This window comes from Martelella sp. (assembly GCF_984369615.1).
Map to the genome: position 1 here is coordinate 1 of NZ_CFHTCS010000118.1, position 11924 is coordinate 11924.

13 protein-coding genes and 3 pseudogenes are annotated in these 11924 nt (G+C 54.6%); 10 read left to right on the forward strand and 6 right to left on the reverse strand.

Annotated features, from left to right (window positions below; all coding sequences use genetic code 11):
• Positions 1-244, forward strand: a 244-nt coding sequence (locus AC5DC2_RS11295) for a hypothetical protein (RefSeq protein WP_491698544.1), incomplete at its 5' end; no start/stop codon positions are given.
• 57 nt (positions 245-301) lie between these two features.
• Here the strand turns inward: AC5DC2_RS11295 and AC5DC2_RS11300 are convergent.
• On the reverse strand, positions 302-862 hold the full coding sequence (locus tag AC5DC2_RS11300) for a hypothetical protein (RefSeq protein ID WP_491698545.1): 561 nt from the start codon (positions 860-862) through the stop codon (positions 302-304).
• A 629-nt stretch (positions 863-1491) separates the two neighbouring features.
• Here AC5DC2_RS11300 and AC5DC2_RS11305 point away from each other — a divergent pair.
• The 9 genes and pseudogenes from AC5DC2_RS11305 (at position 1492) to AC5DC2_RS11345 (ending at position 7874) form a co-directional block, all read left to right on the forward strand.
• Positions 1492-1833 (forward strand): hypothetical protein, encoded by a 342-nt coding sequence (locus tag AC5DC2_RS11305; RefSeq protein ID WP_491698546.1) that lies wholly within the window; start codon positions 1492-1494, stop codon positions 1831-1833.
• A pseudogene (locus AC5DC2_RS11310) lies at positions 1830-1994 on the forward strand (transposase); the annotation flags it as partial. The gene AC5DC2_RS11305 and the pseudogene AC5DC2_RS11310, both read left to right, overlap by 4 nt.
• Before the next feature lie 113 nt (positions 1995-2107).
• A pseudogene (locus AC5DC2_RS11315) lies at positions 2108-2329 on the forward strand (integrase core domain-containing protein); the annotation flags it as partial.
• A 138-nt stretch (positions 2330-2467) separates the two neighbouring features.
• Positions 2468-2680, forward strand: coding sequence for a ribbon-helix-helix protein, CopG family (locus AC5DC2_RS11320; RefSeq protein ID WP_491698547.1), 213 nt, complete (start codon positions 2468-2470; stop codon positions 2678-2680).
• Positions 2680-3819, forward strand: a complete 1140-nt coding sequence (dndC, locus tag AC5DC2_RS11325) for a DNA phosphorothioation system sulfurtransferase DndC (RefSeq protein WP_491698548.1) — start codon at positions 2680-2682, stop codon at positions 3817-3819. Before AC5DC2_RS11320 ends, dndC begins: the two co-directional genes overlap by 1 nt.
• Positions 3812-4027 (forward strand): DNA modification system-associated small protein, encoded by a 216-nt coding sequence (locus tag AC5DC2_RS11330; RefSeq protein ID WP_491698549.1) that lies wholly within the window; start codon positions 3812-3814, stop codon positions 4025-4027. The genes dndC and AC5DC2_RS11330 overlap by 8 nt, the downstream gene beginning before the upstream one ends.
• A gap of 18 nt (positions 4028-4045) precedes the next feature.
• Positions 4046-6115 carry a DNA sulfur modification protein DndD gene (dndD, locus tag AC5DC2_RS11335; protein ID WP_491698550.1) on the forward strand — a complete coding sequence of 690 codons (2070 nt, stop codon included), beginning with the start codon at positions 4046-4048 and terminating at the stop codon, positions 6113-6115.
• Positions 6112-7638, forward strand: coding sequence for a DNA translocase FtsK (locus AC5DC2_RS11340; protein WP_491698551.1), 1527 nt, complete (start codon positions 6112-6114; stop codon positions 7636-7638). Before dndD ends, AC5DC2_RS11340 begins: the two co-directional genes overlap by 4 nt.
• Entirely contained in the window at positions 7635-7874 is a 240-nt protein-coding gene (locus tag AC5DC2_RS11345; RefSeq protein ID WP_491698552.1) for a sulfurtransferase TusA family protein, read from the forward strand. The genes AC5DC2_RS11340 and AC5DC2_RS11345 overlap by 4 nt, the downstream gene beginning before the upstream one ends.
• 17 nt (positions 7875-7891) lie before the next feature.
• Here the strand turns inward: AC5DC2_RS11345 and AC5DC2_RS11350 are convergent, their stop codons facing one another.
• From AC5DC2_RS11350 to scpB, 5 genes and pseudogenes are all read right to left on the reverse strand, one after another.
• Positions 7892-8932: a class I SAM-dependent methyltransferase gene (locus AC5DC2_RS11350; protein ID WP_491698553.1), complete on the reverse strand. Its 1041-nt coding sequence runs from the start codon at positions 8930-8932 to the stop codon at positions 7892-7894.
• The gene (locus AC5DC2_RS11355; RefSeq protein ID WP_491698554.1) at positions 8929-10185 is read right to left on the reverse strand and encodes a DGQHR domain-containing protein; all 1257 of its coding nucleotides are present in this window, start codon (positions 10183-10185) and stop codon (positions 8929-8931) included. Before AC5DC2_RS11355 ends, AC5DC2_RS11350 begins: the two co-directional genes overlap by 4 nt.
• Positions 10185-10691: a hypothetical protein gene (locus tag AC5DC2_RS11360; protein WP_491698555.1), complete on the reverse strand. Its 507-nt coding sequence runs from the start codon at positions 10689-10691 to the stop codon at positions 10185-10187. Before AC5DC2_RS11360 ends, AC5DC2_RS11355 begins: the two co-directional genes overlap by 1 nt.
• Positions 10692-10830: 139 nt before the next feature.
• A pseudogene (locus tag AC5DC2_RS11365) lies at positions 10831-11287 on the reverse strand (helix-turn-helix domain-containing protein); the annotation flags it as partial.
• Between the two features lie 96 nt (positions 11288-11383).
• Positions 11384-11924: SMC-Scp complex subunit ScpB (gene scpB / locus AC5DC2_RS11370; protein WP_491698556.1), on the reverse strand; the 541-nt coding region annotated here is incomplete at its 5' end.

The following is an 11924-nucleotide window of genomic DNA, read 5'->3' on the forward strand; positions in this document are numbered from 1 at the left end:
CCCGTCGCCTGTTGTTTTCATAGTCTGCACAGCGGTGCTCCTTTCAGCATTGGAATTTTTTCGGCCGCTCTCGGCATGTTTTGCGGCCGTGTTTTTTTCCGACGCCATCTTTGACCATGGCCAAGAACGGGAGCATTTGATCTGCATCATAAAATCGATACTAAACTATTGTTTTTATTTCTTTATTTCAGAATTTTCCTCAGAAAAACGCGCACGGGAAATGCCGCATAGACCTGCCAGATGACAGCTCTATACGGTTCAAACAGCTCCCTGATTTTCGCGCTGGATTATCTCTCAGGATTCACTTCGATGATGACAAAAACACGACCTTTCCGCCGGCAGACATCCGCTGGTGCAGGTCTTCCGCGTCTCCTGGATTTTTCATTCTGATCATGCTGCCGCGCGCCGGCTGCAGGTCACCCACCGCCCAGTTTTCAGCGCGCGCAGATCCGTCCGCCGCACCTTTGAGCTCAAGCGGTTCGATGCGATAACGCATTGCGCGTCCCTCGCCTGTCACCAGATAGAGGGAACCTGCGGCCAGATCGACCACGACCGTTCCGACCTCTTCCGTGGTTTCGAACGCCACGGACCGGCGGCGGTTATCCGTTTTGATGGAAGCAGGGGCAATCACCGGCACATGAAAACCGTTTTCCGCCGCGCGCATGGAATTGCTGCCGGAGAACGTTGCGGGCTGGTGTCGTTCATCTGACATTGAGCAGGCCGACAGAAATGCCGCGGCCAGTGCGGGAAAGAAAACCGGGCGCAATCTCCGAACGGCCGATCCGTCGCTCCATTTTTCCAGATGGTGGCGTGACGAGCCTGCTGAATTGATATGTCCGGACCTGATCGCAAACCCGACCATGAGAGCACCTGCTTCAATGCATTTGGCCGGTGCTCGACCCGGAACCTTAAGGCAGGCTTAAGCGCGTCCCGCCGAATTGAGGATCATTGGGTTATCGACATGTTCCGTGGCTGTTCAGGAAGGAAGATCATGGCGGACTGGCGGAGGGGCCGCGACAGGCTTTTGCCGAAACGCAGAAAGGGCGCGGGATTACCGATATTCCCGCGCCCTGAACGTTCAATATCCGGGCCGCGATGAAAACCGCCGCGGACCTTGGCTCTGTGTCTTGCTGGACAGCCGAACGGGCGGCATCGAGCCAGCCGTCGACCGTGTCGCGATTGGCGGCAATCCAGTCGGCCGCCTGCTTGTGTAGGTGAGAACGGCGGTGCAAAAGTCGAACTCGAATGACAGGTCTGGGGGTCAGCGTCAGGGTCTTGAAGGGATACGAACCCTAGATCCGCGCCGACGGGCCACAAATCCTCTCTGCTATCAGACAGTTAGCTTCCGCAATCAGACCTAGAGGCGCGATTATTAGCATCAAACCATTCAGAAGCGACGCTTGCAACGCCACGCAAGCGCCGCTTAAATCAACAAATCAGACGAACCAGATCCTCCTGATAGCCAAACCCCATTCTGACCAAAATCATTCGATGACGGACGACCTGGCCAGGACCTACAAAGTGGTGCACGTCAAATCTCCCGCGGCGCACGGCGTACGAAGCATCATTACGACACGCAGCCACTTGGTCGAATCGCGAGTTAGCCTCGACAACATGATCTGTGGTCTGTGCGCGACCTTCGGCTTCAAGCCCGGTCCTGGCCAAGGCAAGGCGTTTATCGATCGGGTGATGGCGTCAGCCAAAACACCCAGTTTGGGACAGAGCTTCACCGCACGACTCGCAGTGAGAACAGGCCTGACGGCGCAAAACAAGGAGATGGATCGTGTTTTACGTGGGCTCGCCCGTCGCCCCAATCCTGCCGGCAACTCATGAGCATCCCAGGTGTCGTTGTGCAAACGTCTGCTGCTTTTGTCGCTGCCGTTGATGAAGTCGGCCGCTTTCGACAATCACGCACCGCCGATGCCTACTTCGGCCTCGTCCCAAGACGCCACCAATCTGGAGAAATTGATTGGACCGGGCGGATCACCAAACAAGGTGACAGCATGGTGCGAAAGCTCCTCTACGAGGCTGCCAACTCGATCCTCACACGCAGTCGTGGGAGCTTCGCGCTGAAGGGCTGGGCGCTGAAGATCGCCAAGAGGCGTGAACTGCGAAAGGCACGTGTGGCGCTAGCTCGTCGTCTAACGCGGCGGTCGAGACATTCTTCAAGACGATCAAGGCCGAGCTTTTGTGGCAGCGGTCCTGACGAACGCGTCGTGATACCGAAATCGCCATCTTCGAATACATCAACGGCTTCTACAATCCGCGCCGTCGCCACTCAGCCCTAGGCTGGAAAAGCCCCTTATCTTTCGAGCGAAAGGTAGCTTAAGTGAGAAATCGGAGCGGAACAAATACGCGACAGGTCCACTGATGTCGACGCTGAGAATACACCGGGAAATCACTTCAGCAACTTGTTTCTTGCGGTTTTGTGGTGCATTTTGATGCTGGAATTTGCAAGGGAGCAAACATGGCTAGGCCGAAAGGGCAAAAGCATCCGATTCGACTGAGCGTCAGCTTGGACGAAAGGGACCATGCTGCCATTTCTCAGCTAGCGGCTGACATGAATCTGTCAACTGCATGGATCGTGCGCCGCGCGATCTCCGAATTTGTCGCACGGCATGACGATTACGCGCAGTCCGAATTTCCGCTTTCACGGCGCGTACCGAAAGAATATAGATAATGGCATTTATTCCGCTACAGCTCGACGATAATATTTCAATCGAAGAGACCTGGTCGACAATCGTCGAGAATGTGAAAAGGGAGTACCTTTCCGAACAACAGAACTATCCCTGGATCATCGGTTTTTCGGGTGGTAAAGACAGCACGGTGGTCACACACGCCGTCTTTGAAGCTTTGCTTGACATCTCGCCCTCGAAACGCACGCGCCCCATCCATGTCGTATCCAATGATACGATGGTAGAGTCGCCTCTCGTGATTAGCCACCTTGATCAGGTTAGCGCTCGAATATCTGAAGCGGCTGAGAGCTTGGATCTGCCAATCACGGTAGCTCGGACAAAGCCTGATCCGGACAAGACATTTTGGGTCCTGTTGATCGGCAAGGGGTACCCAAGCCCGAATATGACGATGCGCTGGTGCACCGACCGCCTAAAGATTCAGCCGACCAGCGGGTATATCAAAGACAAAGTCTCAGAGTCCGGCGCGGCAATTGTGATTCTGGGTGTTCGCCGCGATGAAAGCCAGTCTCGCCAGAGGTCGATCGAAAAGTGGCAAAATGGGCGGGGAGGCAATCTATCTCCACACGAGCGACTTCCCGGGGCATTGATCTACCGGCCAATCGTGGATCTGGGACTGGAAGACGTCTGGGAGATCCTTGGAACATATCATGCTCCGTGGGGTGGCGATCATTCTTCGCTGATTAAGCTATATCGCGACTCTGAGGGCGGTGAATGTCCGGTAGTTTTGAGTGCCGACGAAGCACCGGGATGCGGAACTTCCAACAGTCGGTTTGGTTGCTGGACCTGTACAGTTGTTGAGAAAGACAAAAGTCTGCAAGGCTTTGTAGATGCTGGAAAGCATCACTTCCAACCGCTCATCGATTTTCGGGATTGGCTTCGCTCGATCCGAAACAATCCGGAAATGCGCCAGATTGTCAGGCGAAACGGAAAGCTTTCCTTTGATTTGAATGGAAAGCATATACCCGGGCCTTTTACTATTCAGGCACGTCGCGAGATCCTGACCAGACTTATCGATGTCCAGGAAAAATTTGGCGACCAGCTCATCAGAGAAGAGGAGCTCAAGCTGATCTATGGCCATTGGGCCGAAGAATTGCAGGCTCAGGGGGGCTTGGCCGATGTATGACATTTTCAACGAGGAAGTGCCGCTTAATGACTTGCCGCTATGGGCCGACGACGAGGCCAGTCGCGTTTTGGCGGAGATCGCCTCCGCAAACAATGTCCCGGTTGACGTTTTGGCCGAGCTTGTCGCCCTTCAGCGCGCTCGCCAGCATCAGGAGCGCGCCGCCGGCATCTATCAACGGATCGAAGAAATCCTGGGGCGAATGGATTAAAGGGCGGGCATCAGGCACATGTGGATTTCTAAGATCGAGCTCGTTTGCTTCAAGTCATATCAACGCCAGGAATTCGATTTTCCTGAACCGTCAGATGGCCGCAATGTCGTACTGATCGGCGGTATGAACGGTTACGGCAAAACCTCCATACTTGAGGCGCTTTACCTGTGCCTTTACGGTAAGGACGCCATGTCACACCTGGCTCGCGCCGGATTAAAAACGGACGAGACGAGAGGCTATCCGACTTTTCTCGAGAAGGCCTTCAACGGGGAAGCCCTCAGAGCTGGTCGAGACACGATGATGGTGAAGGTAGTCATTCATCGAACCAAAAGTAAGGCTGTAGAAATCGCGCGAAAATGGTATTTTCGTTCCAACGGTAGCTGGACCGACGAGGAGGCGACCTACCGCGAAATCCTCCGCGGCGTACCGCAGGTACCGCGCTCTGACGGTAGAAACTCTTTCCATCTCTCTGAGGCGCTGGACGAATTTTTCGTCCCCGCCCACGTGGCACCTTTCTTCTTTTTCGACGGCGAAGAGGTCAAGAAGCTTGCAGATCAAGGCAGGGTAGAACAGGTAAAACAGGGTCTCGAGGGGCTCCTCGGTGTCGTCTTGCTGCGCAATCTCGCAGATCGGTTGAAGCAATTTGAGCGCTCGAAGCGCGAAACAGTCGCAAATGTCGATGAAGACAGGCTCACGCTTCTTTTCAACCAGCTCTCTGAAAACGAACGAACCGCCGCTGAACTTAAGAGAAAGCTCGACGAAGCCACACACCGGCGGGGGCGGCTTGATGGTGAATTCCAGTCCCTGCTGGAGAGGGTTACAGCAGCCGGCGGCGGTGGCGGAGATACCGCGACTTATAAAGACCTCATAGAACAGCGAGAGCAAGTCCGAGCGCAGTTGCGAGACACTCACCGAAAGCTTGAGGATTTTTTGGCGGTACGCCTCCCGTTTCATCTCGTCTCGAAGGAACTGGTCGCTGCCTACGAAACACAGCTCCAAAGAGAGCAGCGCTGGTTCCAATGGGAGGCAGAAAAGCGTGCACTGGAACCTCGCCAGTTGGAGTTCAAGTCGGCTTACGAGAGTCAAACGAACCCCGAAATCGATCCACCGTTAACTGACGAACAGCTTGAAGCCATCCGCGGCCGGATGAATGCCGCTTGGGCAAGCCTGTTCTATCCTCCACCGAACGACTGTGCAGATGTGATCGACCACGATTATCTCTCGTCAGCGGACCGAGAGCGCGTGCTCTCCGCGCTCGGGAGCATGTCTCTGGGGTATCAGGAAATTCAGGACGTACTGCGATCCGAAACGGATCTGGCGGACCGTATTGACGAGCTCGGGCGAAAGATCACCCGCTTGGAAGGGATCGATCGCGACGGTACTTTGGCGTCTTTGACCGCCGAGTTGAAAAACGTTCAGGATCAAATGACGTCCTTGGACGACGAGCATCGAGCCGATGATCGTCGTCTTGTTGCCTTGGAGGCACAGATTACGTCTCAGAGGGCAGACTACGAGCGCGAACGCCGAAAACTCGATGAATCATCGCCGGCGCGTGCGATCATCGAGCGATCGGACCGTGTCCGGAGAGTAATCGAAGCGGTTATTCCGGCCCTTTTCCCATTGAAGATTAAAGAACTCGCCGCGAACATGACGGCAGTCTACAAGCAATTGGCACACAAGGATCAGGTGTCGAAAATCGAAATTAAGGATGACGGTACAACTACAATCCTTGGCAAATCCGGCAAACCACTCTCGTTCGACCGCTCCGCCGGCGAAAACCAAATCTTCGCGACTGCGCTTATCGCCGGCTTGGCCCGCGTATCCGGCGTTAAGGCACCTCTCGTTGTTGACACTCCACTTGGCCGCTTGGACAGCAAGCACCGACAAAACATTCTGAAATATTGGACTGGCGAAAAGAGCCGCCAGGTGATCCTTTTGAGTCAGGATGAAGAAATCGACGGAGGTTTCTTCGAGCGCATCCGCGACAACGTATCCAAGACCTATCTGTTGGACCATGCCGATGTTGGTGACGGGATTGGCCGGACGACCGCTTATGAAGATCGGTATTTTCTGGAGGACGTCGCATGAGCAGCGTCAGTCTCCAGCAGATTATGGCCGCACGCTTTCGGACGTCGGCACACGCAGATGGACTCACTAAGAATCTCAGGGAGGTTCTTGGGCTATCCACCAAGGCCGCCGTCGCCAGATTGGCGATCGGCAGATCGCTGTCACTCGGCGCCTTAGCCGATGAGCCAGTTGATGCGAAAGGACTGGAAATACCGGCCTCGTCTTTGTTCACGCAGGATGACGTCGCGATCTGGGTCGGCCTAGTCCTCACGCATGCGAAGACGTTCGGATCCTCCAGCTCCGAGGGCATGGACACATTTCGGAGCCAGCTAAGACAGCACTGGCACCGTGGCGCGGGCTTGCTGTACGACGATTGGAAAAACAGCAACGAAGATTTTGATGATTTCATTGGTACCCTTGTAAAGCGACGAGCCGACCTGCCCGACCGCTCAACGAGACTGGCGACGGTCACGCAAATGACGCATGAAGTTGCTCCTGCTGACGACCAGTCTGGGCAACTCGTCCGCAGCCTCTCTGAGATCGGAGTGAACGGCGAAGTAAAAGGCGTTGTTCACGGTCCGCGCTTGACGCAGTACAAGGTGGCGTTGCGGGACGTTAATCAGCTGGACAAACTCAAACGTGGCTTGGAGCGGCTTGCTTTGTCCATGAATCTTCAACAACAGATGCCTTCATGGAGCGCCGGCGACGAAGCTCGCACTGTTCTAATCGACATCCCGCGACCTCGGGCTAGTTGGCGAATTGAAGGGAAACAAGCACTCCTTGAAGCTCTGAGTTCAGTACCGACCGACGGTAAAAGTCTCTTCGTCAGTCCTGGAGTGGACGTCATTGGAAAGCCGATTGAGTTCGACCTAGCAACTGCACCACATTTGCTGGTGGGTGGTGCGACTGGTCAAGGCAAAAGTGTCTGTGTGCATTCTCTGCTGGTATCGCTAATCACGAAGCACTCTCCATCTACTTTGAGACTGGCCCTTATGGATCCAAAGCAAGTCGAGTTTGGTGTTTATGCAAACTCGCGCTTTCTCTGGCGCGACAAGATGGCTATCGGACTGGCAGAGTGCGGTACTATGTTGGAAGACCTCACAATAGAAATGGACGATCGTTATCGTCGCATGAGGGAACTCGGTGTTAACAGCCTTGCTGAAGCGGCCAAGAAGGGAATGAACGACCCATTTATCGTGGCGTGCGTCGACGAGCTTGCGGACCTTGTATCGCAAGACCGTGATGCGGAGACACGTCTCGTTCGGCTCGCAACATTGGCACGCGCAGCAGGCATCCATTTGATTTTGGCGACACAGCGCCCCGACGCCCAGACCTTCCGAGGCCAACTTCGGAGCAACGTCACCGCGAGGATCGCCCTCACAGTGCAGAAAAGTTCTGAATCTCAGATCATTCTCGATGAGCCTGGAGCTGAAGATCTGCTTGGCCGTGGGGATATGATCGTCAAATTGTCTGGCACTGACGCCATCCGAGCACACGGGTACCTGCTATCTTTAGCTGACGTAGAAACTTTGGTGCGCAAGTGATTTCAAAAAACGAAACGGTTTACCTGCTGGACATGAAGGGGCTTAAATGCCCGATTCCAGTCACCCGAACTCGCAAGGCGGTTCGCAAATTGCCATCCGGGACGTTCATTCGCGTGGAGTGCACCGATCCGCTTGCGGACGTCGATATCCCACATATGGTCAACTCTGACGGCCATCAGTTGCTGGAAAAAGGTATAGCGGGCGATGTTCGCTGGTACCTGATCCGCTTGGGCTGACCCAACTGCTCAGCCTACTACTGCGACAAAACCACCGTTCGCCATTTCACGTCCTGTCTACCCAGAAGATCTTCCCGCTCGCCAAACTCCTGCAGTTTCAGACCAAGCGGTCTGCCTATGTCGCGGAGCTCTTCGACGCTGACTGGATAGATCTCACGGGCGGAATCAGGCGGTCCCAAGCGAAGCGTAACATATACCTTGCCGGCCGGGGTCAACAGAGTCTTCAGGCGTGTCAGTGCGTCGGGCCTTTCCATTGGATGGATGTGCATCCAGACTGCGCTAAGGATGATCCAATCAAAGCGCTGCGCTGTCAGCTTCTCTAGCTTCGGCAGTCTATCATCAATCCACTGCACAGACGTGTTTGGATGTAGGTGAGAAGCTAAAGCTCGAAAGGAGCTCGCCGGCTCAACGGCGACGACACTGTGGCCATTCGCCGCCATCCAACTGACATCACGGCCGCTCCCTGCCCCCACATCCAAAATCGACTTGGGCGGCTTTGCACCTAGCTCGTTGAACAACAGGGGATGAGCCTGCTCGAAAGGAATGAGCTCGTAGTTTTCAGCCAGATCTTTAGCTTGGCGCTCATAGAAGGCGATCGCTCTGGAGCTCTTCGATTCACCGAACCATCCCGCATTTAATATAGTCGTGCTCATGAGAACAAAGCTCGCGATTGATGCAAGCCCTAAGACTATCTGAAACGCCCTTCTAACGATATACGGTCGGGTGAAAAAGCCAACGCCCGGCACCTCAACGTGGCTGGGCGGATAGAAGTTCTTGAGCCACAGTAGATACTGCTCCATTATATATCGGAGCCGCTGAAGCACAGCTAATAGGCCAGCGTTTCCAACGGTGGCCAATCCAAGCAAACAGACCTGGAACAGTGGAGAAGCTTCGGTCTTCGACACTCCAAACCACAGTCCACCGGTAAGCGTCATTCCAATGAGTGGGATCTGCCACATCAGCTGATTGAGAGATCTAAAATTCTCTGAATTTTGAGCATAGGAAGCCAACCGAATCGAGTCGCTTAGACTGCTGCTATTTTGGCCGGTAACGCTCAAATGACTTTCTCCGGCAAGGAGATCGACACGTCGTCAGCTTCCACATTCATAGCGACCCGATACCGCACAAGCAGCTCATCCTCATCGACATTCAAGTTAAGCATGTAGCGCAGAATGTCACGGGCAACTGTTTTGTTTGAAACCCGCATAGTGTGGGCCGCAACGCTCCAAACGACATTGCGATAAGGCGCTTCCTCCAGATTGGTTGGAAGAGCTTTCATCAGCTCAACCGCTTCCTTAATCGCGAACTTGCGCGTATCGGCAAGTTCAATAGCGATCCTAGTGAACATGTCGAGACCGATTGTCCTGAATAGTATATGTCCGCCGTGAGGTCCACGATAACCCTCGGTAACTGTCCCAGGATCAGCAGCCTCGAAAATTTCCCTCACTGCGGGGAAGGCAGCGGCGAGAGCGTTAAAGTATTCCAGCGCTGTCGATTTATAGCTGGCCAATCTCGCGTCAGACGGTCGATTGAATCGAAGTTTTCTATCCGATTTCACTTGCGATGCGTACACGAAGAGAAGCTTGAGAATATCGTACAAACTCGATATCGTGGTGAGACACACTCGGTTCCCGACCGGAATATTTTGGCTGGTAATAACAGCTATCTTCGGGTCTTTGAATTGCTCTTCGTTCTCGACAAGTTGCCGCACGATGATCGCCATGACGTCGTCTTCATCAAGCGCTATGATGTCGCTTTTTTTGACTGGCACTGCGGTCTTGTTGAGCGTGGTAAAGAGACGGCGTGTACGCTGCATCCCTGCAGCTGTGCGTTTATGCCCGACAAGAATGATCGGAAGCAAATCGTCACCCAGCGCCATTCCCGCGCTTAGGGCTTCTTTGATACCCGCCAGCCTGTGTTGACCGTCAATCGCAAACAGCTTCTCTTTTCCGCTCAAGCTCAAAAACCCCAAGGTGTTCAATGCCTGTTCAGAAATGTGCCTAACGAGGTCCTGGCTTTTCTCTGAATGGAAGTTACCGACTTCCAACCACTCTGGACTTCCCCCATAGGTCGCAAGAACGAGAGAGTTGAAAAACCGCTCTTCATTGCTAGACAGGTACTGCGCAATCTGACGCGCCCTCGGCCCTTCAAGGCTTCGCTGTATTAGGCGGGACAATGCCTTATCGGCGTGAATTTCTTCTGCAAACTTAACGCGCTTTCCTACCTCCGTAATGGGAATCAGGCAGGAGTAAAAGATCCAGCTGCCAAAGCTGCCACGTAGAGCCGGCAGAACGAGACGATCATTAGCCATTAGAATGCCGCCGCCCTTGGTGCCATGATTTCGGCATCGAAATCACGCTTATTAATCGGAGGGATGAGCGCGTTGAGAAGAGAGGTTTCTAGCTGCTTCAAATCAACCTTCGTGTCTGGAAGTGAAGCGAAATTGAAGAACAGGTCACCCATCCAGTTATCGATCATGAACTTCACTGCAGGCCTACCGCGGCCCCCTTTCCACTCTCGGACATACTGCACATAACGCCTCCGGAGAGTATTTTGGGAGTCCTGCCCCGCCTCCCCAATGTACAAAATATAGCCGTGTGAAGGTAATTTCGATGGGGAAAGCTCAATCGTAAAAAAGTAGATTCCCCTCTCATCCGGAATGACCGTGTGCCCTCCCTCGATGAAGCGCTCTTTCGACCAAGTTAGCTTGTAACGGGTCCGAAACTTTTTCCAGCTTTTCATGCTGAGAAAAAACTCGTACTTTTCTGCCTTATAGCGCTTGGTTGCGTCGACTATATCGAAAATCTTTGTTGTCATGTCTGAACTGCTCAAAAATCAGTTTAAAGCTTACCCGTTGATGCTGAAAAAGCAATTAACGGTTATTTCTTAGAATGCGGAACTCACGGCGACGTACCTGCACTATCAGGCAAGCAGTGTTCTCGGCGTAGATAGCAATTCAAGCTGGTACAAAAGCCGGGCGAATAAAAAACACCCACTCCCGAAACCTCCCCCTACCCGTCATCTGGCGTAAGCCGAGCTCCAAATCAATCCGCCGCGCCGATTGCGGCGTAATCTCCAGCGTTGTCGCAACCACTCCGCCGACACCAGTGGCTTTGCATTACCAGCTCGACCAGCTCCGGCAGTTTTGACGACGCTCGTCCTCCCGCCAATTTTTGCTCCGTCATTTGCCAAGCTAACGCCAGCCGGTCATACACTTTCGTGCCAATCTCTGCGGTCGCTATAAATCCTTGGGCGATGGCAAGCAGCCGGGTTTCGCGATTGCGATGTCGACGCCGATCGACTGGGATTGTTTTCAGTCCTAGATTGACGGCGGCGAGATGGGCGCCGGTGGTGATGCCGGCCTGGATCCGGCAGCACCCCGAGCTCTTGCAGAAAGTTCGCCCGATCGAAGGCTTGATTGCGCCGGCTTCACGCTATCTGGCTGAAACAAGCCCGAGCCCATACCGAGGTTGACCACTGGATCCACCTGGGCCCGCGGCGAGACGACTTCATTCTTTCTCGCCTTCCACCGCCGCCGCCATCACCTCCTCCTGCACGGCGGCCCTGCTGAGCAACCCGGCGTCTTCCAGCGCCTCGATATCCGGCAAGTCGCGCAGCGTTTCCATGCCGAATGCCGAGAGGAAGTGCTTGGTGGTGACGTAGGTGTAGGGCGCGCCGGGGGTGGGGCTGCGGGGGCCGGAGGCGATGAGGGCGGCGTTGCGGAGCACGCCAATCGTGTCGCGGCTGACCTCCTTGCCGAAAATCTTTAAGAGTTCGGCGCGGGTGATAGGCTGGAAATAGCCGATGGCCATCAGCACCATGGATTCGAATTCGGAAAGGGCTGACACCCCGCCCCGGGTTGGCGCGGCGGAGGCGCGGATGGCGTCGGCATAACGCGAACGCGTTCGGTGCTGCCAGCCGCCGGCGACCGCGACGATCTCGTAGGGCCGGCCGGTGAGTTCTTCGCGGAGATCGTCGATCAGAAGGTCGATGCTGCAGTCCTTGCCGACGACGCGGGCGAGCGTTTCGCGGGTGACCGGCTCGGCGGCG